Consider the following 22,351-nt stretch of genomic DNA (forward strand, 5'->3'; position numbering starts at 1 on the left):
TTATTAAAACATTCCTCCACCAACTAAAGTTGGTTTAATTAATCCAGCCCACAAAATAAGTATAAAGGCAATAGTATAAAAAATAGCTCCTTTCTTAAATTTATAAACGCTTTCAGTTGCTTTTTTAGATTTTACTCTACCAATTGTAATTAAAGCAATTGCGATTAACATCGTTACACCATGTTCCATAGCCCAAAATCTCAATACGCTATCTTTCATTGCATCACCAATTGCTACTACTTTTTCGCTTATAAAATAAAGGACAACTCCAATTATCATTTGAGTATGAGTAAAACTTAGTAGTAACAGCGCAATTAAATTATCGGATTTATTGTAGTCTTTTTTACCAAACCAACCAGCAAATGATTTAATAATTGCTATAACTAAAAAGATTAATACTAGCCATCTTAGTCCTGAGTGTGCATGAAGCATTCCATTGTACATAAATTATAGTTTTGTTAGGTTACGCTCAAAATTAACCAAAAAGGCTTAGGATATATTTTTAACAGTGAAAATTAACTCGATTTAAAATATTATTTTTGGACATCTATTAAAAAAATATCAATGAAGAAATTCTTTTTAACTGTTTTTGTAGTTTGTAGTTTCCTTGCAAATGCTCAAGAGACTTTTATTACCAATGGCTCAAAAAACAATATCCATAATTATTACGCCTTTAAAAATGCAACCATTTTTAAAGATTATCAAACTAAAATTAATAAAGGAGTTTTATTAATAAAAGATGGGAAGGTAGTAGAAATTGGAGAGGAAGGGAAAGTTAAAATTCCTAAAAACGCTATAGTTTACGATTTAGATGGAAAATTTATTTATCCTTCTTTAATTGATCTTTATTCTGATTACGGAATTCCGGTTGCCGAAAAAAGCAAAAAGCCAAACTTTGGGCCTCAGTTTGAAAGTAACAGAAAAGGAGCATATAACTGGAATGAAGCAATTCATCCGGAAGTTGAATCTGGTATGTTATTTACAGTTAACAATAAAAAGGCGGAAGAATTAAGAAACTTAGGTTTTGGGGTAGTTCTAACACATCAGCAAGATGGAATAATGAGAGGAACCTCAGCTTTGGTTACATTAGCTGATGATATTGCTAATCAAGTAATGTTAAAAGATAAAGTTGCTATGCAACTTTCATTCAATAAAGGAACTTCTACTCAAGATTACCCGGGGTCTTTAATGGGATCTATTGCATTAATTAGGCAAACTTATTATGACGTAGATTGGTATTTTAACAATAAAAATCTACCAGAATATAATATTTCATTAGCTAAAATAGTCGATAATTGGGAATTGCCTTCAATTTTTGACACCCAAGATAAGTTAGATATATTACGTGCTGATTTAATTGGTGATGAATTTGAAATGCAATACATCTTCAAAGGGAATGGAGATGAATATCAACGAATTAATGAAATTAAAGCAACAAAAGGAAGATTAATTTTGCCAATTAATTTCCCAGAAGCTTATGATGTAACTGACCCTTATAACGCAATGGTTGTTCCTTTTAAGGATATTAAAGAATGGGAGTTAGCACCATATAATTTAGGAGTAGTAGAGAAAAATAAAATTGATTTCGCAATTACGACAGCTGATTTAAAAGACAAAAAAGTATTTTGGAATAACTTAAGAAAAGCCATAGAAAATGGATTGTCCGAGGAGTCTGCTCTAAAAGCTTTAACTTATTCTCCTGCTGAATTTATAAAAATGAATGACCAAGTTGGAAGTTTGAATAAAGATATGTGGGCTAACTTTATAATCACTTCTGAAAATTTATTTAGCGAAAAAAATATTATTTACGAAAACTGGATAAAAGGTAAAAAGTACTTACTAAAAGATTATTCTTTAGTTGATGTTAGAGGTGATTATCATTTAAAAATTAATGAAAAAGTATATGATTTAAATATAAAAGGAGAAAAAGAAAAGCCTGCAGGAACTATCGAAATAGTAACCTTAAGTGATACAGCAAAAGCAGACACTTCTTCTGTGAAAGTTAACTTATCACTTCAAGCAAACAATATTACAATTAGTTTTAACCCAAATGATGATTTAGATTCAGCAACAATTAGACTTAGTGGTTATGTAAATCACAATGCTGTAGTTTGGGAAGGAAAAGGACAACTAAGTAATGGTGATTGGATTAGTTGGTCAGCAATTAAAGGAGAACACCATAAAGAAGAGAAAAATGAGAAAGAAGAAAAGATAGATTCAACTGCTTCTGACTCCTTAATCATACCAAATATTTATTATCCAAACATGGCTTATGGTTTAGATTCTATACCCAAAGCTGAAACCTTAATTATTAAAAATGTTACTGTTTGGACAAATGAAGACGAAGGAATTCTTAAAAATACTGACGTATTGTTAAAAGATGGAAAGATTAGTCAAATTGGTAAAAACTTAGCAATTGAAGGAGCCATTATTGTTGATGGATCTGGTAAACATTTAACTGCTGGAATTATTGATGAACACTCACACATTGCAATAAGTAGAGGTGTAAATGAGTGTACACAAGCTGTTACAGCTGAAGTAAGTATTGCAGATGTTGTAGATTGTGATGACATAAATATTTACAGACAACTAGCTGGAGGGGTTGTTGCTTCTCAATTGTTACATGGTTCTTGCAACCCAATTGGAGGACAATCAGCTTTAATAAAATTGAAATGGGGAAGTAGTCCAGAGGAAATGAAAATTAAAGAAACAGATGGCTACATCAAATTTGCATTAGGTGAAAACGTAAAACAATCAAACTGGGGGATGTTTAATAGAAGCCGTTTTCCACAAACAAGAATGGGAGTTGAGCAGGTTTATTATGATGCTTTTACTAGAGCAAAAGAATATCAAAGTATTTGGGATAAATACGCTGCTTTACCTTTAAAAACAAAAGCAAATACTTACGCTCCAAGAATTGATCTTGAAATGGAAACGTTAAATGAGATTTTAAATAAAGAGCGTTTTATTTCTTGTCACTCTTATCAACAATCGGAAATTAACATGCTAATGCATGTTGGAGATTCAATGGGTTTTACTGTAAATACTTTTACACATATTTTAGAAGGGTATAAAGTAGCAGATAAAATGAAAGAACATGGAGCAGGTGGCTCTACTTTTTCTGACTGGTGGGCATATAAGTTTGAAGTAAATGATGCAATCCCTTATAATGGTGCCATTATGCACGAACAAGGAGTTTTAACAGCGTTTAATTCAGATGATGCTGAGATGGGAAGAAGATTAAATCAAGAGGCTGCAAAAGCCGTAAAATACGGAGGAGTGTCAGAGGAAGAAGCATGGAAGTTTGTTACATTAAACCCTGCTAAATTATTGCATTTAGATGATAAAATGGGAAGTATAAAAGTTGGTAAAGATGCTGATGTAGTATTGTGGTCCGATAATCCATTATCGGTTTATGCAACTGTTGAAAAAACAATTATAGAAGGAGTAGTTTATTTTGATAGACAAATGGATGAAGCTTTGCAAAAAAGAAATAGAGAAGAAAAAGCTGCAATTATAGAGAAAATGATAGGTGTAAAAGCTAAAGGAGGAAAAACTCAGAAACCAAAGGCAAAATACAATAGAACTTATCATTGTGATACAGTGGGAGAGTAATTACGAACTTGAAAACAATACTTAAAATGAAAAATATATTTTTAATACTATTAATTGGAGCATTTTTTGGTGCCAAAGCTCAAGTTGAAACACCTGCATCACCTCAAACTAAGTCTATTCTTTTAATGAATGGATTTGCTCATTTAGGAAATGGTAAAGTAATAGAAAATGCTGCAATTGGGATTAAAGATGGCAAGCTAACGTTAGTGGCTGATGCTAGGGTTATTAAGCTTGAACAAAATGCTTATGACACAGTTATTAATATTCAAGGCAAACATGTTTACCCAGGTATTATAGCACCAAATTCTACTTTAGGTTTGGTAGAAATAGATGCAGTAAGAGCTACCGATGATCAGAGAGAAGCGGGAACTTACACTCCTCATGTTCGTTCAATTATTGCTTACAATACGGAATCGAAAATTACAACCACAGTTCGTTCAAATGGTGTGTTAATGGGACAAATTACCCCAAGAGGAAATTATATTTCTGGAACATCTTCAATTGTTCAGTTTGATGCTTGGAATTGGGAAGATGCTGTTTACAAAGAAGATGATGGAGTTCATTTAAATTGGTACGCCATGTTTAATAGATGGAATGGCAAAGCCAATAAAAATTATGGAGAACGAGTAGAAGAGTTAAAAGAGTTTTTTGCGAATGCACAGGCTTATAGTAAGGAAAATAATTATGAAGAAATAAATTTAAGATTTGAAGCAATGAGAGGCGTTTTTTCTGGAGAACAAACACTTTTTATTCATGCAAATTTTGTGAAAGAGATAACTGAAGCTATTGATTTCGGAAAAAAATTCGATATTAAGAAAATGGTTATTGTTGGTGGATATGATGCTTGGAGAGTAAGCGATATGCTTAAGGACAATAATGTTGCAGTAATTTTAAGAAGAGTTCACGAACTTCCTATACATGAAGATGATGATGTTTATTTGCCTTACAAATTACCTAAATTACTATTTGATGCAGGAGTTTTATTTTGCTTAGAAAATTCAGGAGATATGGAAACTATGGGTACAAGAAACTTACCTTTTTATGCTGGTACTGCTGCTGCTTATGGAATAGAAAAAGAGGAAGCTTTAAAGCTAATTACATTAAATACTGCTAAAATACTAGGTATTGATTCTACAACAGGGAGTTTAGAATCAGGTAAAGATGCTACACTATTTATTTCTACTGGTGATGCGCTTGATGTAAGAACTAATAATGTAATAGCTGCATTTATTCAAGGAAGACTAATTGACGTAGATAACCACCAGAAAAAACTATACAGAAAGTATTCTGAAAAGTATAAAAACTAAAATGAAAAGAACCTTAATATTAGGAGCAAGCCCAAACCCAGAAAGATATGCTTATAAAGCAACTGTAATGTTAGCAGAGCATGACCACCCTGTTTTTCCAGTTGGGTTAAGAACTGGCGAAATTGAAGGTCATCAAATTTTGGTAGATACACCAGTAATTGAGAATATTGACACAGTTGCATTATATGTGGGGCCACAAAATCAGCCTATGTATTATGATTACATTCAATCTCAAATAAAACCTAAGCGAATTATTTTTAATCCTGGTACAGAGAACCCTGAATTAATAGAGTTAGCTAAAAATCAAGGCATAGAAACAGAAATAGCTTGCACACTTGTTTTGCTATCTACCAACCAATATTAAAAGTTGACTACATCAGAAAAAAATAAATTGTTTGCTGATTGGGTTGCTCAATACACTGATAAAATGTATTCTTGGGCTTACCACAAAACATCAAATAAAGAATTAGCTGAAGATTTAGTTCAAGAAACTTTTTTGTCTGCTTTTAAAGCTATTGATGGTTTTAATTTTGACAGTCAACCAAAAACATGGTTGTTTAGAATTTTAAACAACAAAATAATTGACTATTACCGTAAAAAAGCAAGAAGCATAGAAAGTCCAACTGAAGACGAAATGTTAAGCAGAAAAGCAACAGACAATTTGTTTGATAGTAAAGAACATTGGAATACAACCACAACTTTTGGAAGTTGGGAGGAAGAGGAACATTTATTAGATAACCTAGATTTTAATAATGTTTTGGCAAACTGCATTAGTAAATTACCTGTGAAATGGAGAGGAGCAATTGAGTCGAAATACCAATCGGATAAAAGTGCAGCTGAAATTTGTAAGGAATTAAATATTACTTCGTCTAACTATTGGCAGCTTATTCATAGAGCAAAATTGCAACTGAAAATTTGCCTTGAACAAAATTGGACAAATTAAGCTAAAAATAATGGGGATGTATTCATGTAAAAAAGCTACCGAAATGGTAGAGAAGAAAAATGTAGTTGGTTTAAGCTTTAGTGAAAATTTTAAACTAAAGCTACACTTGTCTATTTGCAAAGCATGTAAATCCTACCAAAAACAAAGCGTGTTTATTGATGCTTTTATAGAAAACAAGACTAAGCAAGAAGATAATATTACAGAGATTGAAAATAACGAACTTAAAACGTCTATCATTTCGAAATTAGTTTAAGGATATTTTGCACATTCTTATTTCAATGAAAAAATTTACCCTCATATTAATTAGTTCATTGTTTTTATTCTCTTTCTCACCAAAAGAGAATAAAGACGATATTCACACAAACTCTCTTTTTAAAATAGAAAGGAGTATGGATGACAATCAAATATTTTATGAGTTAACTACTCTAATCAAAAGTGGGTTAAACGAAGATAATCCTATAAATATTTACTGGGTTAAAAATACAGAGGGAGGAATAATGAAGCCTCTTTCTTGGATTCAACAACATTATGCTTACGGTTTAGAATTCACATCTTCAACAAGTCAGATGGCTAAATTTCATTTCGTTTCATACGATAAAAAAGACTTTACGCTTAAAAAAGATGTTGAAGGAAACTTTAAAGTTTTTACCTTAAAAGATAAAAAAGAAGTAATTGTAAATCGTATTTTTATACAAATTGATGGAGGATCTTTTTGGTTTCCGACAATTTCAAGAGTTGAACTTCACACAACTAATCCTTTAACGGATAGTGATGAAGTTGAAATTATTCATCCATAAAACAACAAAATGGACCATTGCAAGCATAATTTATTAGAAATAAAATCATTATTAAGTAATTTAAATACAGTTGATTACAGTAAATCATTATCATTGTTGTCCGCTTCAACAATTGGACAACACGTTCGCCATATTTTAGAATTTTATACGTGTTTAATTGCTTCAAAAAATACAGGAATAGTTAATTACGATAACCGAAAGCGAAATATAGAAATTGAAACTAACATTAAATTTGCCCAAGAACAAATTGACTGGATTATTGAAAATTTAATGCTTGATAACACAAATATTCAATTTAACTTAGAAGGTAATTATACCACTGAATCGGACGAAATAATAGCAATACCAACTACTTACCAAAGAGAATTAGCCTATTGTTTAGAGCATAGCATTCATCACCAAGCATTAATAAAAGTTGGTTTAAAAGAATTGGAATTAGAAAATGTAATTAATGAAAATTTTGGTGTAGCTCCAGCAACGATTAGACACAAAAAACAATGTGCACAGTAACATTTTTTCCAATAGAAAACGGTTATGTTTTAACGTCGAGTAGAGATGAAAAAAAGCATCGACCAACTTTACCTCCACAGTCATATTCAATAAATGGAGAAGATTTAATTTTTCCTAAAGATGAAGAAGCCGGAGGAACTTGGATTGTAACTGACAAAAGCAACAGAACTGTTTGTTTATTGAATGGAGCTTTTGAAAATCATATTAAACAAGCACATCACACTAAAAGTAGGGGGTTAATTGTGTTGGAGAGTTTTAGTTTTTTGAACTTTCCTGAATTTGCGAGTAAAGTGGAATTAGAAAACGTAGAGCCATTTACGTTGTTATTAATTGATAACAATTCAGCATTGAATTTTACCGAATTAAGATGGGATGGAATACAAAAACACATATGCGAAATTGATGTAACTGTTCCAAAAATATGGTCGTCGGCAACACTTTACAGTAAAGAAATAAGAAAACAGCGAGAAAATTGGTTTGAGCAATTATTAAAGATAAACACAAAACTTACCGCACAAGAGCTGTTGAATTTCCATTTGTCTAAACATGATAATGGTTCAATTAACGATTTGGTAATGGAACGTGAAAATGGATTACAAACCATTAGTGTTTCTCAAATAATTGAGAATAAAGCAAAAAAGCAGTTTTATTATAAGGATTTAACCGCTCAGGAGGAGCATACTATTTTAATTAGTGAAAAACAGTTCACATAACGGATTTGCAATTGCAATAGCATGGCCAGAAACATTGTGCAAACAAGCAGGAGCTTGGTACGATGGGATGATGAGTTTTTTAAAAATTAGCCAAAATAATTATTATAAAGTTGGGCATGCTGCTATTGTTTTAATCCCTCAAAATGGAGAAGAATGCCATTATTTTGATTTTGGGAGATATCATTCTCCATTCGGGCATGGACGGGTTAGAGATGCTGAAACCGATCATGATTTAGCAATAAAAACAACGCCAAAAACGGAGGGTAGTTCACTAATCAATTTTGAAGAAATATTAACCGAATTATTGAATAACCCTGCTTGCCATGGTACAGGAAAAATATATGCTTCTTATTGTTCTGTAAACTTTGATAAAGCTTACCAAAAAGCAAAACAAATGCAAGAGCTTAGCCCGTTTAAATATGGGCCTTTTTTACCAAAAGGCACTAATTGCTCTCGCTTTGTAAGAACAGTTGTGCTGGCAGGGAAGCCTAATATAAATTATGGAATTAAGCTAAGAACACCATATAGTTTTAGTCCAACACCAAAAACAAATGTAGACGCTTTAACCAATAAATTAACCTTATTTCCGAGTGAGGAAATGATTAATAACTCAGTTCGATTATGAGTTTAAAAACAACTTTACTGCCACCAAAATTGCCAAGTAATTTACCTCAAACGGCTCAATGGTTAGCTGGTGAAGGTGCTGGGTCTTGGTTTGTAATTGAGCCTAAAGCAATTGATTTTGAAATAAAGCGGTATAGTCCTGAGGGCAATTTAGAATGTGAAGGATTGTTTAAAATCTTTAATCAAACAGCATTTAACATTGAAACCGATTATCACTTTACACATTTGTCGCATTGTAAAACAGTAAGAATAATACAGCAGAATATCACCTTCGTTTTCGAAAGAGTTTAGCAAATTACTCTTCAAAATTTTAATACATTTACCCTATAATCATTTATTATGGAAAAGAAAATTGTATTGATAACTGGAGCTACATCTGGTTTTGGAGAAGCTACGGCAAAATTATTTGCTAAAAATGGACATTCACTAATTATAACAGGACGAAGAAAAGAAAGGTTGGATAAGTTAAGTAATGAACTTATTTCTGAATTTAATGTTGAGGTTTTTCCTTTGTGTTTTGATGTGCAAAATTCTGTTGAGGTAGAAAAAGCAATTAGTATTTTACCTGAAAAATGGCAAAATATTGATGTTTTGGTAAACAATGCTGGTTTGGCAAGCGGTTACGGAACAATACAAGATGGCGATATTGAAGATTGGGATAAGATGATTAATACTAATGTAAAAGGATTGCTTTATGTAACTAAAAACATAACTCCTTTACTGATTAAAAGAGGCAAAGGGCATATTATAAACATTGGTTCAACCGCAGGTAAAGAAGTTTATTTAAATGGAGGAGTATATTGCGCCTCTAAACATGCTGTTGATGCAATTTCTAAAGGGTTAAGAATAGATTTGCTTGACCATGGAATAAAAGTAACGCAAATATGTCCTGGTGCAGCCGAAACAGAGTTTTCTGAAGTTAGGTTTCATGGCGATAAAGAAAAAGCTAAAAATGTTTACAAGGGTTACCAACCCATGAGTGCTGAAGATATTGCTGAATTAATTTATTACAGTGCAACTTTACCTGCTCATTTGTGTATTAACGATTTAGTGGTTACATCATTAGCGCAAGCAAATAGCTTTTATATTAATAGAGAATAAATCAATTACAAAAAAGCCTCTAAAAGTAATTCAGAGGCTTTTTTATATATTATAAACGAAAGATTAATTAATCTCCCAAGTAACACCACTATTTAACAATTCATTTACCGATTTAAACCTTGAATTAGCCTTTTCATTTTCCAATTGGTTATAAACTCCTTGGTCAAAAGTTAAAGAGGTAACGCTTCTAATTACACCAAAAGCTACAGGGTAGTTTGGTGTAGCCATGTTAATTAACATATTGTGTAATGTATCATCTTCACAATGTGCATCGTGTACTAAAATATCAGCTTCTGTTATTCCGTTTTCACCAATAGTAACTACTTCTAGTTGTAAACCATTTAATCGTAATCCTTTGTTGTTTTCAGCTCCCCAAATCATTGGTTCACCATGTTTTAACCACAATTGTGTGTCTAATTTTACAGCTTTGTTAGTTACATTATCAAACACTTTGTCATTAAAAATAACACAGTTTTGAAGTATTTCTATTAACGATGTTCCTCGGTGTTTTTCAGCCTCAATAAAAACATCAATCATTCTTTTTGGGTCAATATCAATAACTCTTGCAAAAAAGTTTGCTCCTGCTCCTAATGCTAATTTACCTGGATTAAAAGATCTATCTGTTGTTCCTTGTGGAGATGATTTTGTTACAATACCTGTTTGCGATGTTGGTGAAAATTGACCTTTTGTTAATCCATAAATTTCGTTGTTGAACAACAAAATATTCATGTCAATATTTCTTCTCAAGGCATGGATGTAGTGGTTACCTCCAATAGCTAAAGCATCGCCATCACCTGTAATTTGCCAAACACTTAAATTAGGGTTTGATAATTTTACACCAGTTGCAATTGCAGGAGCTCTACCGTGTATTGTATGAAAACCATAAGACTCAATATAATACGGAAATCGTGATGAACATCCAATTCCAGAAATAAAGGCAATATCTTCTTTTTTCTTTCCAATTTGAGGCAATGCTTTTTGTACAGCACTCAAAATGGCATAATCTCCACAACCCGGACACCATCTTACATCTTGATTGGTTACAAAATCTTTCGCTACTAAAGGTTCTTCTACTAAATGTTCCATAATTAGTTTTGTGCTAATATAGAATTAAACTCATCGGTTAATTCTTGTTTCGAAAATGGTAATCCTTGTACTTTGTTGTATTGTTTGTAATTAAATTGAGGAAGCTCACTATTTAATACTTTAACAAACTGACCTAAATTCAGTTCGCAAACAACAATGTTTTTATGGTTTTTAAACACATCTGCGGTGTTTTTTGGTAAAGGGTTTATATAATTAAAATGAGCTAAAGCAACACTTTTACCTTCTTTTTTTAATTCGTTATACGCGGTTAATAAACTTCCGTAAGTTCCACCCCATCCAACAATTAATAAATCGGCGTTAGAATCACCTATTATTTCAATTTCAGGAATGTAATTGGCAACTCGCTTCACTTTTTCTGCTCTTAACTTAACCATCACTTCGTGATTACTTGGGTCGTAAGATACATTTCCAGAGCCATCCTCTTTTTCTAATCCACCTATTCTATGTTCGTAACCTTTAGTTCCTGGAGTAACCCAAAATCTTGATAGCTTATCAGTATCTCTTAAATAAGGTTTCCAATCTTTCTCTTCTTTAGCGATAGGAGGAACAATTTTAGGTAATTTATTGGTATCAGGAATTTTCCAAGGTTCAGCGCCATTGGCAATAAAACCATCCGTTAATAAAATTACTGGAGTCATGTGCTCTACAGCAAGCTTAGAAGCCATATAAGCATATTCAAAACAGTTAGATGGAGTACTTGCAGCAATTACAATTACTGGGCTTTCACCATTTCTTCCATAAACTGCTTGTAATAAATCCGACTGTTCAGTTTTGGTTGGCAATCCTGTAGAGGGCCCACCTCTTTGTACATCAACAATTACGATTGGAAGTTCAGTCATCATTGCTAAACCAATTGCTTCGCCTTTTAAGGCTAACCCTGGTCCAGATGTAGTTGTTAATGCTAAACTTCCAGCAAAACTTGCTCCTATTGAAGAGCAAATACCTGCAATTTCATCTTCTGCCTGAAGTGTTACAACATCAAAAGATTTATATTTTGATAGTTCATGTAAAATATCAGATGCAGGAGTAATAGGGTAAGACCCTAAAAATAAATTTAATCCAGAATTTTCAGATGCAGCTAAAAATCCCCATGCTGTAGCAGTGTTACCTGTAATACTTCTGTATTTTCCTTGAGGTAAAGTTGCTGGTTTTACGGTGTATGAAGCTGGTAATAATTCTACAGTTAATGCATAATTATAACCTGCTTTTAATGCTGCCTTATTCGCATTTGCAACTTCTTGATTTTTCTTAAATTTTGCATCTAAGAAATTTTCAGTAATATCTAATGGGCGGTTAAATAACCAGTAAACAATACCTAAAGCAAACATGTTTTTGCTTCGTGTACGGCTTTTGTTTTCGATATCAAAATCAGCAACACTATCTTTAGTTAACTTAGTAATAGGCGCTTCAATTAAGTTATAGCCATCAAGACTTCCATCTTCTAATGGGTTAGAAGTAAAGTGAGCTTTTTCAAAATCTTTCGCTTTAAAACTATCGGTATCAATAATAATTGTTCCGTGATCTTTAACCCAATCTAAATTAGCTTTTAAAGCTGCAGCATTCATGGCAATTAAAACATCAGCTTTATCGCCAGGAGAATATATATTTGAATTTCCAAATTGAATTTTAAACCCACTTACTCCTGCAACAGTTCCTTGAGGAGCACGAATTTCAGCTGGAAAATCTGGAAATGTTGCTAAATCATTACCTATAAAAGCAGTTGTATTACTAAATTGTGAGCCTGTCAATTGCATTCCATCACCCGAATCGCCTGCAAATTTGATAACAACATTATCTATCTCTTCTTTAACTTTCGACATTTATTGAATCTTTTAAACACACAAAGTTACTACTTAGATAGAAACAAATTTTTTTATTTTCTTATAAATTCTTAATAATGATAGTTTAAAAAGTCACTTTTTAAACTGAAATCAACTTAGAATTTATATTTTTTATATATTTAATTGCTTTTTAAGGCTTGTTATACTTGAATATTTATTTACTTTGTACCTTAAATTTCAAAAACAAGGCATGGACAAACATTCCTATTTGAGTAATGCTGATGGAGCAGTTATTGAAGACTTTTACCAACAGTATCTAAACAGCCCTGAATCAGTTAGCGAAGGGTGGAGAAAATTTTTTGAAGGATTTGAATTTGCTCGTAAAAATTACGATACAGAAGTCCCAGAAGGTTTTGATAAAGAATTTAAAGTAATCAATTTAATTAACGGGTACCGTTCTCGAGGACATTTGTTTACAAAAACAAATCCTGTAAGAGCCAGAAGAAAATATTCTCCTACGCTTGACATTGAAAACTTTGGTTTAGAAAAAGCCGATTTAGAAACAGTTTTTCAAGCAGGTAGTGAAACAGGAATTGGACCTGCAAAGTTAAAAGATATTATTACTCATTTAGAGGAAACGTATTGTCAATCTATTGGTATTGAATATACTTATATTAGAAAGCCTGAAGAAGTAAATTGGATAAAAAATAAGATTGAGATTAAAAATAGATTAAAGCTTGAAAAAGACGAAAAAAGACATGTTTTACATAAGTTAAATCAAGCCGTTGTTTTTGAGCAGTTTTTGCATAAAAAATTTGTTGGACAAAAGCGTTTTTCATTAGAAGGAAATGAAGCTTTAATTCCAGCATTAGATAAAATTGTAGAAAAAGGAGCAGATTTAGGGGTAAAAGAGTTTATAGTTGGAATGGCTCATAGAGGAAGGTTAAATGTATTAGCAAATATTTTTAACAAAACTTACGCAAACATATTTAGCGAGTTTGAAGGTAAAGAATACGAAGACAATATTTTTGATGGAGATGTTAAGTACCATTTAGGTTACTCATGCGATGTTAAAACAGATAATGGGCATGATGTTCATATGACTCTTGCTCCAAACCCTTCTCACTTAGAAACGGTTGATCCAGTTGTTCATGGTATTACTCGTTCAAAATTAGATACTTATTTAAAAGAAGAGAATAAAATTGTACCTATTCTTATTCATGGAGATGCTGCTATTGCTGGACAAGGAATTGTTTACGAAGTAATTCAAATGGCCCAATTAGATGGGTATAGAGTCGGAGGAACCATTCATATTGTTGTTAATAATCAAATTGGATTTACAACAAATTATTTAGATGCAAGATCGAGTACTTATTGTACAGATATTGGAAAAGTAACTTTGTCGCCAGTTTTACATGTAAATGGCGATGATGTTGAGGCAGTTATTCAAGCTGTTCAATTTGCTATTGAATATAGACAAACATTTAATAAAGATGTATTTATTGATATTTTAGGATATCGTAAATATGGACATAATGAAGGTGATGAACCACGTTTCACTCAACCGTTATTATATAAAGCAATTAGTAAACATTCCAATCCGAGAGATATTTATTTAAATCAATTGATTGGAGAAAGTATAATTACTAAAGCTGACGCAAAAACTATTGAGAAAGATTTTGATGATGTTTTACAAGGCCGACTTGATGAAGCTAAAGAAATTGAAAAAGCTTCTGTAACATTCTTTTTAAAACGTACTTGGGAAAATTATTCTTACTGTAAGCCAGGAGAATTTGATAAATCTCCAGAGACTGGATTTGATAAAAAGAAACTATTAGCAATTGGTAATAAAATTGCTACACTACCTGAAGATAAAAAGTTTATCAAAAAAATTAATCGATTATTTGATGACCGTTTAAATCAAATAAAAGAGGGTGATAAGTTAGACTGGGCTACTGGAGAGTTATTAGCTTATGCAACATTGTTAGAAGAAGGACATCCAGTTCGTATTTCTGGTCAAGATGTAGAAAGAGGAACTTTTTCACATAGACATGCTGTAGTTAAAGTTGAAGACTCAGAAGAAGAATATGTTCCATTAAAAAATATTTCTAAAAATCAGGCAGATTTCCATATCTATAATTCATTATTATCGGAATATGGTGTTTTAGGATTTGAATACGGTTATGGAATGGCTACTCCAAATGGATTAACAATTTGGGAAGCTCAATTTGGTGATTTCTTTAATGGAGCACAAATTGTAATTGACCAATTTCTAACTGCTGCAGAAGAAAAATGGAAAACCCAAAATGGTTTAGTAATGCTTTTGCCTCATGGATATGAAGGTCAAGGAGCAGAACATTCAAGCGGAAGAATGGAGCGTTTTTTACAGCAATGCGCTGAAGAAAACATTCAGGTTGCTGATTGCACAACTCCAGCAAACTATTTCCATTTATTAAGAAGACAATTGCATCGTAAGTTTAGAAAACCACTAGTAGTCTTTACTCCAAAAAGTTTATTACGTCATCCAAAATGTATTTCATCTATTGATGAAATGGCAAAAGGAAGCTTCCAGGAAGTGATTGATGATGCAAATGCAAATGCTAAAAATGTGGAAACTGTTGTTTTCTGTACAGGTAAATTTTATTATGATTTATTAGCAAAACAAGAGGAATTAGCAGGAGCTGACAATCTTGCAATTGTAAGAATAGAACAACTATATCCTTTACCGCAAAAGCAATTAGATTCAATCGTATCGAAATATAAAAACGCTAAAAATTACATTTGGGCGCAAGAAGAACCAGAAAACATGGGTGCTTGGACTCATATGTTACGTCATTTCACATCTGTTAAATTAACTCCGGTTACTTTAGCTGAAAGCGGAGCACCAGCAACAGGGTCGTCAAAAGCCCACGCTGTTCGTCATAATGATATTATTGATAGAGTTTTTAAATATTCGTTAGTTACAAATTAGATTTTTCACAATAAATTAAAAGCTATGGCTTTAGAAATGAAAGTTCCCTCACCGGGAGAATCGATTACAGAAGTAGAAATTGCTCAATGGTTAGTTGAGGATGGTGATTATGTTGAAAAAGACCAAGCAATTGCTGAGGTTGATTCAGATAAAGCAACATTAGAATTACCAGCAGAAGAAAGTGGTATTATTACGCTTAAAGCAGAAGAAGGAGATGTAGTTGCTGTTGGTGCAGTTGTTTGTTTAATTGACACAAGTGCTGAACCACCAGCTGATTTTGTTTCAGGAGCTACTGAAGCTGAAGAATCTGCTCCAGTTATTGAAGAAAAGAAAGAAGCTGCTCCTGCGCCTAATCCAGGCCCAGCAAATGCTCCTATTGCTAAAGATATTAAAGCAACTCCTGTAGCTAAAGAAATGTTAGCATCTAATGGCATTAGTGCAGCAAAAATTCAGGGTTCTGGTTCAAATGGTAAAATTACCAAAGCAGATATTGAGGCTTATTTAACTAGTGGAGTTAAAACTGACGCAATGATTGGTTGGGGTGGAACTCGAGAGGAAGAATCACAAAAAATGAGCATGTTACGTAGAAAAATTGCATCACGTTTAGTTGCAGTTAAAAACGAAACAGCAATGTTAACTACTTTTAATGAAGTTGACATGAAGCCTGTAATGGATTTACGTAAAAAATATAAAGATCAATTTAAAGAATCTCATGGAGTTAATCTTGGGTTCATGTCTTTCTTTACAAAAGCGGTTACTGAAGCCTTGAGGCAATTTCCAGCAGTTAACTCTATGATTGATGGAGATTACATGATTAGTCATGATTTTGCTGACATAGGAATTGCTGTAAGTTCTCCAAAAGGATTAATGGTACCAGTTGTAAGAAATGCAGAGCAAATGAGTTTGGCTGAGATTGAAGCTGAGATCAAGCGTTTAGCAATTAAAGCTCGTGATGGAAAAATTGATATTTCTGACATGGAAGGCGGAACATTTACGATCACAAATGGAGGAGTTTTTGGTTCGATGTTAAGTACACCAATTATTAATCCTCCTCAAAGTGCAATTTTAGGAATGCATAACATTGTTGAGCGACCAGTTGCTATAGATGGTGAAGTTAAAATTAGACCAATAATGTATTTAGCACTTAGCTACGATCATAGAATTATTGACGGAAAAGAATCTGTAGGATTTTTAAAAGCAGTTAAAGAAATGATAGAAAATCCTTCTAAAATTATTTTTGGAGGAAAAGAGCCAGAAGAAGTTTTATTGAATTTATAGTTTTTATAAAAAAATAAAAAGCCTCAAGATATATATCTTGAGGCTTTTTTATGGTTTAATTTTTAATCAAATTAATTCTACAATAACTATTGAATAACAACTATCTTTACGATACTTAAGCTTATGAAAGACCATAAAAATATGAAGTTTGCAACGAAAGCTATTCATGCAGGTTTAGAACCTGACTCGGCAACAGGAGCAATAATGACACCGATATATCAAACTTCAACTTATGTTCAAGAAGAAATAGGTAATCATAAAGGTTATGCATATTCCAGAACATTAAATCCAACTCGAGATGCATTAGAGAAAAACCTTGCGGCAATAGAAAATGGAAATTTTGGAGCATGCTTTGGTTCAGGATTAGCAGCAATTGATTGTGTGATAAAAATGCTTAATCCTGGAGATGAGGTTATTTCCACTAATGATTTATATGGAGGTTCTTACAGAATTTTTAAAACCATTTTTGAAAAATATGGAATCAAGTTTCATTTCGTTCCAATGGATGATGTAAGCCATATTCATACTAAAGTAAATTCTAATACTAAATTAATTTGGGTAGAAACCCCAACAAACCCAATGATGAATATTATTGATATAGAAGCTGTCGCTAAAATATCAAAGTCAAATAATATTCTACTGGCGGTTGACAATACCTTTGCAACTCCTTATTTACAAACACCTTTAGACTTAGGTGCTGATATCGTAATGCATTCTGCAACTAAATATTTAGGAGGACACTCAGATGTTGTTATGGGAGCATTAGTTTGTAACAATGAAAAAATAGCAAAAGAGATTTATAGAATTCAAAATAGTAGTGGAGCCGTTTGTGGGCCACAAGATTCATTTTTAGTACTGAGAGGAATAAAAACACTTCATTTAAGAGTTCAGAGGCATTGTGAAAATGGAGAGAAAGTAGCCCGTATGCTGGCTAAGCATCCTAAAGTTGATAAAGTGTATTGGCCAGGATTTGAATCACATCCCAATCATGAAATTGCTAAAAAGCAAATGAGAGGCTTTGGAGGAATGATTTCATTTTCACTTATAGGGAATAAAATGGAAGACGCTCATGCATTAGTTAAAAAAGTACAACTATTTTCTTTAGCAGAATCTTTAGGAGGAGTAGAATCGTTGATCGGTCATCCAGCAACAATGACTCACGCCTCAATTCCTAAAGAAGAAAGAGAAAAAAATGGAATTGTTGATTCATTAATACGATTAAGTGTTGGTGTTGAAGATGCAGAAGACTTAATTGCTGATTTAGAAAATGCATTAAACTAAAAAATATGAATTATTATTTTATTACTGGAACAAGTAAAGGCTTAGGTAAAGCTATCACTGAACAGCTTTTAAAAGATGAAAACAATTTTGTGTTTGGTTATTCTCGTAATAATGTAATAACCCATAAAAATTATTATCATAAGTTAATCGATTTAAATAACCTTGAGGCTTTAAAAAAGATACAATTTCCTGTACTTAATAATCCTGAAAAGGTTGTTTTGATTAATAATGCAGGTTCAGTTGGAGATATTAATCATGTAGGAGAAATCGATAACGATCAGATAATTGCATGTTATAATATCAATTTAATTGCTCCTGCTATCATAACAAATAATTTTGTTTCGGCATATAAAAATATTTCTAACGAAAAATTAATCATTAATATCAGTTCAGGTGCTGGGAAATCAGCAATTGATGGATGGAGCACATACTGCTCAGCTAAGTCTGGTATAGATATGTTTAGTAAAGTCTTTGCGGAAGAAATTAAAATTGATAATACTAATTTTAAGGTTTTAAGTTTGGCTCCAGGAATCATTGATACAGGGATGCAAGTCCAAATTAGAAATTCTAAAGTGAATGGATTTTCTAATCTTGATAGGTTTATTGAATACAAGAAAAATGGAGACTTAGCTTCAGCAGAAGAAACAGCAAACAAAGTAATACGCTTCGTTTCTGAAAATGAATTACAAGCAGAAACAATATGTTCGGTAAGGGATTTATAGTTAGATATTCACCATTTACCCTAATAATGTACCGTTAATCAAATAGTTGAATAGATTATATCAGCTATTCTTATTTTTGTAGTAATTACATTAAATTTTTTCTCAAGCTATGAAAAAAACAAACCTACTTTTATTAGGAGGAATCTTAATATCATCTTTTTTATTCGCTCAAAACAGGTCTGAAAAATGGTGTTTTACTGATCAACAAACTGAAATTTTGCAACAGCAAAATCCAGCTTTGATTCAACAACAACAAGAGTTAGAGGAGTATATATCTCAATTTAAAAAAACGTCGGGCCACACAGCTAAAAAAGCTACTATAATTATTCCAGTTGTAATTCATAACATTACTCATGATGGAGGGAAAGGTTACGTGTCTAAAGCAACAATTGATGCCCAAATAGAAAGATTAAACAAAGATTTTAATAGGCTCAATGAAGATACAGCTCAAACTAGGCCTTTGTTTAAGCCATATGCAACTTCTATAGATATTGAGTTTAGGTTAGCTCACTTAGACCCTAATGGAGAATGTACTGAAGGAATTGTTAGAAAAGAGTCTCCATTAAGTTTTAATGGAGGAGATGCTGTAAAATCAGTAAGTTATTGGGATAGTAAGAAATATTTTAACATTTGGGTTGTTGATGAAATTCAAGACAATGGAGATGGATCTTATGTGGCTGGATATGCTCAGTTTCCTTCTTCAGGAATTAACAGTACTTATGGCGTTGTCAATGTTGAACAAAACTTTGGAGGAAATGATAGAACTTTAACTCATGAGTTGGGACATTGTTTCAATCTTTATCATACTTTTCAAAGTGGATGTGGATCTAACTGTGGATCAACAGGTGATAGATGTTGTGACACACCTCCTGCAAGTGAAGACTCTTTTGGTTGTCCAGTTTTAAATACATGTACTAATGACAATACAGGAGGCTCTCCTTATGGAGGTGATGTTGTTGATCAATATGAAAATTATATGAGCTATAATAGCTGTCAAAACATGTTTTCGTTAGACCAAAAAGATAGAATGTTGGCTGTACTAAATAGTACAAGCACAAACACGGGGTTGGCTCAATTATGGGCGCCATCAAATCTAGCTTTTACTGGAACAGCAGATCCTTATACAGATGCTATTTGTATTCCTTTGGATGCTGACTTTACTTATTCAAAACAATACATTTGTGAAGGGGATGATGTTTCTTTTGCAGATTTAGGAACATATAACGCTACTCCAACATTATGGGATTGGACATTTACAGGTGGTAGCCCTTCAGTATCTAATTTAGAAACCCCCTCAATTACTTATAATACAGAAGGAGTTTATGGTGTAACTTACTCACCTGGAACAACTGCTGGATTTGCAACACCAATCACAAAAAGTAGTATAATCACTGTCAGTAGTATAATTGCAAATTATACTTTACCTTTTTCTGAGGGATTTGAGAACAATACAACATTAAATAATGAATGGAGAATTGAAACTAAAAGCGGAAATGGATGGCAGCAATCTGCAGCTGCTGCTTATACTGATAACAATTCTTTTAGAGTTCAAAATATATCTAACTCTCCTGGAGATATTACTGAAGCAATAAGTCCATCTTATGATTTATCTTCTGTAAGCAGTCCTAAGCTTACTTATAAATGGGCTTTTGCTCGAAAATTATCAGGTGGAAATGATCAATTTATAATCTATTATTCAACAGATTGTGGTGAAACATGGACAATAAAAGCTGTAAAAGCGGGTGCTTCTATGGCTACAGCATCAGCTACCAATAGTTCTTTTACTCCATCTGGTTTAGGTGATTGGGGCAATGCAGAGGTAGACTTAAGTAGTTTGGCTAATGAAAGCAATGTTCGTTTTAAACTTTACTTTAAAAACAATGGAGGTAATAATTTTTATATAGATGATTTGAATCTAGATATGGGTGTTGGTATTTCTGAAAAAGTAGATTTTAATACATTAAAAGTTTTCCCGAACCCGATGGATAAAAATGCTACATTATCTTATACTTTAAATGCGAATGTAAATAGTTTAAACATTGTTATTAGAGATGTTTTAGGTAAAGAAGTAACAAAAGTTGTTTCTTCAACTAGTTTTAAAGCAGGAAAATACACTATGAATATTGATAAGGATAGAAAATTATCATCAGGACTTTATTTTATAGAGTTTAATGCTGATGATAATGTAAAAATTGAAAAATTAATTGTAAAGTAGAGCTAAAGTTTTTGCTTTTAATCCCCAGCAATCCTGTTGGGGATTTTTTGTTATTTATAATTTAATTGAGCATCTTTGAAAAGTTATAAAACTTATAATATGAACTTAGATTTAACAGGTAAAAATGCAGTTGTTTGTGGTAGTACTCAAGGTATTGGAAGGGCAATAGCTATTCAATTAGCAAGCATGGGAGCTAATATTTTATTAGTTGCTAGAAATGAAGAAAAATTAAAATTAGTTAAGAATGAATTGGATGTCAGTAAAGGTCAAAAACACCATTTTCTTGTAGTTGATTTTTCAATCCCCCCTCAATTAAAATTAATGTTAGAAGATTTTATTGAAATCAACGAAATCAATTTTCATATTCTTATAAATAATACTGGTGGTCCTGCTGGAGGTCCGATAGAAAATGCAAGGCCAGAAGAATTTGCTCAGGCATTTTCTAATCATTTAATATGTAATCAGATATTAGTTCAAGCTGTTAAAGAAGGTATGAAAGCTGATGGTTATGGAAGAATAATTAATATAATTTCAACTTCTGTAAAACAACCCTTAAATGGTTTAGGTGTTTCTAATACTGTTAGAGGGGCTGTAGCAAATTGGAGTAAAACAATGGCAAATGAATTGGGTCAATTTGGCATTACAGTTAACAATGTTTTGCCAGGAGCTACTGATACAGTTAGGTTGAAATCAATTATAGAAAATAAAGCTCAAAAAACTGGAGAATCTATTGAGACTATACAAAATCAAATGGCAAATGAAGTTCCATTAAAAAGAATTGCACAGCCTGAAGAAATTGCAAATGCAGTTGCATTTTTAGCTTCTCCTGCTGCGAGTTATATTAATGGAATAAACGTTCCCGTTGACGGAGGGAGAACCAAGAGTTTATAGATTTATATACCTTTAACACAAAAGCCCAGTAAATTACTGGGCTTTTTTTGTGATTATTTTATGGTTGAGTGTATTTATTGAATAATATTTACGTGGCCAATTTTTGAGTGTTGTTCCCCGTTAATATCCTTATAGATGATTTTCCATACATAGGTATCCGTTTTAACTTTTGTTCCTTTGTATGTGCCATCCCATCCATCATCAATATTTGTTCCTTCAAATATTTTTTCTCCCCAACGATCGTAGATTGAAAGATTAAATCCTTCATCAGAGATACCAAATCCTTTTGCTAAAAACACATCATTTTTATTATCAGAGTCAGGTGTAAATGTGTTTGGCACAAATAACCCATATTCTCCTTTTACGATTACTATTTTAACAATATTGTTTACACAACCATTTGCATCTGTAACAGTTAATGTAACTGGATATTCACCAACCGTATCATTTGGAAACTCAAAAGATGGGTTAGGGAATGGACTTGTTCCAAGACCT

General features: G+C 32.3%; 21 protein-coding genes. 17 read left to right on the top strand and 4 right to left on the bottom strand.

The features are described 5' to 3' along the window. Nucleotides 1-3 precede the first annotated feature (3 nt). Entirely contained in the window at nucleotides 4-444 is a 441-nt protein-coding gene (locus tag FRY74_RS10320; RefSeq protein WP_147101173.1) for a cytochrome B, read from the bottom strand. A 120-nt stretch (nucleotides 445-564) separates the two neighbouring features. On the opposite strand from FRY74_RS10320, the gene FRY74_RS10325 reads away from it, so the two are divergent. Genes FRY74_RS10325 through FRY74_RS10375 form a run of 11 tightly spaced genes read left to right on the top strand, consistent with a single transcriptional unit; the run spans nucleotide 565 to nucleotide 9,610 of the window. After that, nucleotides 565-3,615 (top strand): amidohydrolase family protein, encoded by a 3,051-nt coding sequence (locus tag FRY74_RS10325; protein ID WP_147101175.1) that lies wholly within the window; start codon nucleotides 565-567, stop codon nucleotides 3,613-3,615. A 26-nt stretch (nucleotides 3,616-3,641) separates the two neighbouring features. Next, nucleotides 3,642-4,922, top strand: coding sequence for an amidohydrolase family protein (locus tag FRY74_RS10330; RefSeq protein WP_147101176.1), 1,281 nt, complete (start codon nucleotides 3,642-3,644; stop codon nucleotides 4,920-4,922). Nucleotide 4,923: 1 nt separating this feature from the next. Next, nucleotides 4,924-5,286 (top strand): CoA-binding protein, encoded by a 363-nt coding sequence (locus FRY74_RS10335; protein ID WP_147101178.1) that lies wholly within the window; start codon nucleotides 4,924-4,926, stop codon nucleotides 5,284-5,286. A gap of 3 nt (nucleotides 5,287-5,289) precedes the next feature. Continuing rightward, nucleotides 5,290-5,865, top strand: coding sequence for an RNA polymerase sigma factor (locus FRY74_RS10340; protein WP_317132200.1), 576 nt, complete (start codon nucleotides 5,290-5,292; stop codon nucleotides 5,863-5,865). After that, the gene (locus tag FRY74_RS10345; RefSeq protein WP_147101180.1) at nucleotides 5,843-6,118 is read left to right on the top strand and encodes a hypothetical protein; all 276 of its coding nucleotides are present in this window, start codon (nucleotides 5,843-5,845) and stop codon (nucleotides 6,116-6,118) included. The genes FRY74_RS10340 and FRY74_RS10345 overlap by 23 nt, the downstream gene beginning before the upstream one ends. A gap of 25 nt (nucleotides 6,119-6,143) precedes the next feature. Then, on the top strand, nucleotides 6,144-6,662 hold the full coding sequence (locus FRY74_RS10350; RefSeq protein ID WP_147101182.1) for a DUF4833 domain-containing protein: 519 nt from the start codon (nucleotides 6,144-6,146) through the stop codon (nucleotides 6,660-6,662). Between the two features lie 9 nt (nucleotides 6,663-6,671). After that, nucleotides 6,672-7,172, top strand: a complete 501-nt coding sequence (locus tag FRY74_RS10355) for a DinB family protein (protein ID WP_147101184.1) — start codon at nucleotides 6,672-6,674, stop codon at nucleotides 7,170-7,172. Continuing rightward, nucleotides 7,160-7,885: an NRDE family protein gene (locus tag FRY74_RS10360; protein ID WP_147101186.1), complete on the top strand. Its 726-nt coding sequence runs from the start codon at nucleotides 7,160-7,162 to the stop codon at nucleotides 7,883-7,885. The genes FRY74_RS10355 and FRY74_RS10360 overlap by 13 nt, the downstream gene beginning before the upstream one ends. Continuing rightward, nucleotides 7,866-8,510: a DUF6695 family protein gene (locus FRY74_RS10365; RefSeq protein WP_147101188.1), complete on the top strand. Its 645-nt coding sequence runs from the start codon at nucleotides 7,866-7,868 to the stop codon at nucleotides 8,508-8,510. Before FRY74_RS10360 ends, FRY74_RS10365 begins: the two co-directional genes overlap by 20 nt. Continuing rightward, the gene (locus FRY74_RS10370; RefSeq protein WP_147101191.1) at nucleotides 8,507-8,800 is read left to right on the top strand and encodes a DUF6695 family protein; all 294 of its coding nucleotides are present in this window, start codon (nucleotides 8,507-8,509) and stop codon (nucleotides 8,798-8,800) included. The genes FRY74_RS10365 and FRY74_RS10370 overlap by 4 nt, the downstream gene beginning before the upstream one ends. 48 nt (nucleotides 8,801-8,848) lie before the next feature. Next, entirely contained in the window at nucleotides 8,849-9,610 is a 762-nt protein-coding gene (locus FRY74_RS10375) for an SDR family oxidoreductase (RefSeq protein WP_147101193.1), read from the top strand. A gap of 63 nt (nucleotides 9,611-9,673) precedes the next feature. Here FRY74_RS10375 and FRY74_RS10380 read toward each other — a convergent pair whose 3' ends face one another. Both FRY74_RS10380 and FRY74_RS10385 read right to left on the bottom strand, forming a co-directional pair. Continuing rightward, nucleotides 9,674-10,696, bottom strand: a complete 1,023-nt coding sequence (locus FRY74_RS10380) for a 2-oxoacid:ferredoxin oxidoreductase subunit beta (RefSeq protein WP_147101195.1) — start codon at nucleotides 10,694-10,696, stop codon at nucleotides 9,674-9,676. A 2-nt stretch (nucleotides 10,697-10,698) separates the two neighbouring features. Further along, nucleotides 10,699-12,537 carry a 2-oxoacid:acceptor oxidoreductase subunit alpha gene (locus FRY74_RS10385; protein WP_147101198.1) on the bottom strand — a complete coding sequence of 613 codons (1,839 nt, stop codon included), beginning with the start codon at nucleotides 12,535-12,537 and terminating at the stop codon, nucleotides 10,699-10,701. A gap of 211 nt (nucleotides 12,538-12,748) precedes the next feature. Between FRY74_RS10385 and FRY74_RS10390 the strand changes: the two genes are divergently transcribed. From FRY74_RS10390 to FRY74_RS10415, 6 genes are all read left to right on the top strand, one after another. Next, nucleotides 12,749-15,469: a 2-oxoglutarate dehydrogenase E1 component gene (locus FRY74_RS10390; protein WP_147101201.1), complete on the top strand. Its 2,721-nt coding sequence runs from the start codon at nucleotides 12,749-12,751 to the stop codon at nucleotides 15,467-15,469. Between the two features lie 24 nt (nucleotides 15,470-15,493). Next, entirely contained in the window at nucleotides 15,494-16,747 is a 1,254-nt protein-coding gene (odhB, locus tag FRY74_RS10395; RefSeq protein WP_147101204.1) for a 2-oxoglutarate dehydrogenase complex dihydrolipoyllysine-residue succinyltransferase, read from the top strand. Nucleotides 16,748-16,870: 123 nt separating this feature from the next. Then, nucleotides 16,871-18,028 carry a cystathionine gamma-synthase gene (locus tag FRY74_RS10400; RefSeq protein WP_147101208.1) on the top strand — a complete coding sequence of 386 codons (1,158 nt, stop codon included), beginning with the start codon at nucleotides 16,871-16,873 and terminating at the stop codon, nucleotides 18,026-18,028. Nucleotides 18,029-18,033: 5 nt separating this feature from the next. Next, complete coding sequence (locus FRY74_RS10405) at nucleotides 18,034-18,750, top strand: SDR family NAD(P)-dependent oxidoreductase (RefSeq protein WP_147101211.1); 717 nt, start codon at nucleotides 18,034-18,036, stop codon at nucleotides 18,748-18,750. Nucleotides 18,751-18,859: 109 nt separating this feature from the next. Beyond that, the gene (locus FRY74_RS10410) at nucleotides 18,860-20,965 is read left to right on the top strand and encodes a M43 family zinc metalloprotease (RefSeq protein WP_147101214.1); all 2,106 of its coding nucleotides are present in this window, start codon (nucleotides 18,860-18,862) and stop codon (nucleotides 20,963-20,965) included. 99 nt (nucleotides 20,966-21,064) lie between these two features. Continuing rightward, a complete protein-coding gene (locus tag FRY74_RS10415) occupies nucleotides 21,065-21,856 on the top strand; it encodes an SDR family oxidoreductase (protein WP_147101217.1) in 792 nt (263 codons plus the stop codon). A 74-nt stretch (nucleotides 21,857-21,930) separates the two neighbouring features. Here FRY74_RS10415 and FRY74_RS10420 read toward each other — a convergent pair. Next, nucleotides 21,931-22,351, bottom strand: a 421-nt coding sequence (locus FRY74_RS10420; protein WP_147101220.1) for a T9SS type B sorting domain-containing protein, incomplete at its 5' end; no start/stop codon positions are given.

The sequence above is a fragment of the Vicingus serpentipes genome (genome assembly GCF_007993035.1).
GTDB classification, from domain to species: domain Bacteria; phylum Bacteroidota; class Bacteroidia; order Flavobacteriales_E; family Vicingaceae; genus Vicingus; species Vicingus serpentipes.

Bases quoted from the DNA above. Each gene is read 5' to 3' on its own strand.
- FRY74_RS10320 (WP_147101173.1), bottom strand. From the start codon at position 444: ATGTACAATGGAATGCTTCATGCACACTCAGGACTAAGATGGCTAGTA.
- FRY74_RS10325 (WP_147101175.1), top strand. From the start codon at position 565: ATGAAGAAATTCTTTTTAACTGTTTTTGTAGTTTGTAGTTTCCTTGCA.
- FRY74_RS10330 (WP_147101176.1), top strand. From the start codon at position 3,642: ATGAAAAATATATTTTTAATACTATTAATTGGAGCATTTTTTGGTGCC.
- FRY74_RS10335 (WP_147101178.1), top strand. From the start codon at position 4,924: ATGAAAAGAACCTTAATATTAGGAGCAAGCCCAAACCCAGAAAGATAT.
- FRY74_RS10350 (WP_147101182.1), top strand. From the start codon at position 6,144: ATGAAAAAATTTACCCTCATATTAATTAGTTCATTGTTTTTATTCTCT.
- FRY74_RS10355 (WP_147101184.1), top strand. From the start codon at position 6,672: ATGGACCATTGCAAGCATAATTTATTAGAAATAAAATCATTATTAAGT.
- FRY74_RS10360 (WP_147101186.1), top strand. From the start codon at position 7,160: ATGTGCACAGTAACATTTTTTCCAATAGAAAACGGTTATGTTTTAACG.
- FRY74_RS10370 (WP_147101191.1), top strand. From the start codon at position 8,507: ATGAGTTTAAAAACAACTTTACTGCCACCAAAATTGCCAAGTAATTTA.
- FRY74_RS10375 (WP_147101193.1), top strand. From the start codon at position 8,849: ATGGAAAAGAAAATTGTATTGATAACTGGAGCTACATCTGGTTTTGGA.
- FRY74_RS10380 (WP_147101195.1), bottom strand. From the start codon at position 10,696: ATGGAACATTTAGTAGAAGAACCTTTAGTAGCGAAAGATTTTGTAACC.
- FRY74_RS10385 (WP_147101198.1), bottom strand. From the start codon at position 12,537: ATGTCGAAAGTTAAAGAAGAGATAGATAATGTTGTTATCAAATTTGCA.
- FRY74_RS10390 (WP_147101201.1), top strand. From the start codon at position 12,749: ATGGACAAACATTCCTATTTGAGTAATGCTGATGGAGCAGTTATTGAA.
- odhB (WP_147101204.1), top strand. From the start codon at position 15,494: ATGGCTTTAGAAATGAAAGTTCCCTCACCGGGAGAATCGATTACAGAA.
- FRY74_RS10400 (WP_147101208.1), top strand. From the start codon at position 16,871: ATGAAAGACCATAAAAATATGAAGTTTGCAACGAAAGCTATTCATGCA.
- FRY74_RS10405 (WP_147101211.1), top strand. From the start codon at position 18,034: ATGAATTATTATTTTATTACTGGAACAAGTAAAGGCTTAGGTAAAGCT.
- FRY74_RS10410 (WP_147101214.1), top strand. From the start codon at position 18,860: ATGAAAAAAACAAACCTACTTTTATTAGGAGGAATCTTAATATCATCT.
- FRY74_RS10415 (WP_147101217.1), top strand. From the start codon at position 21,065: ATGAACTTAGATTTAACAGGTAAAAATGCAGTTGTTTGTGGTAGTACT.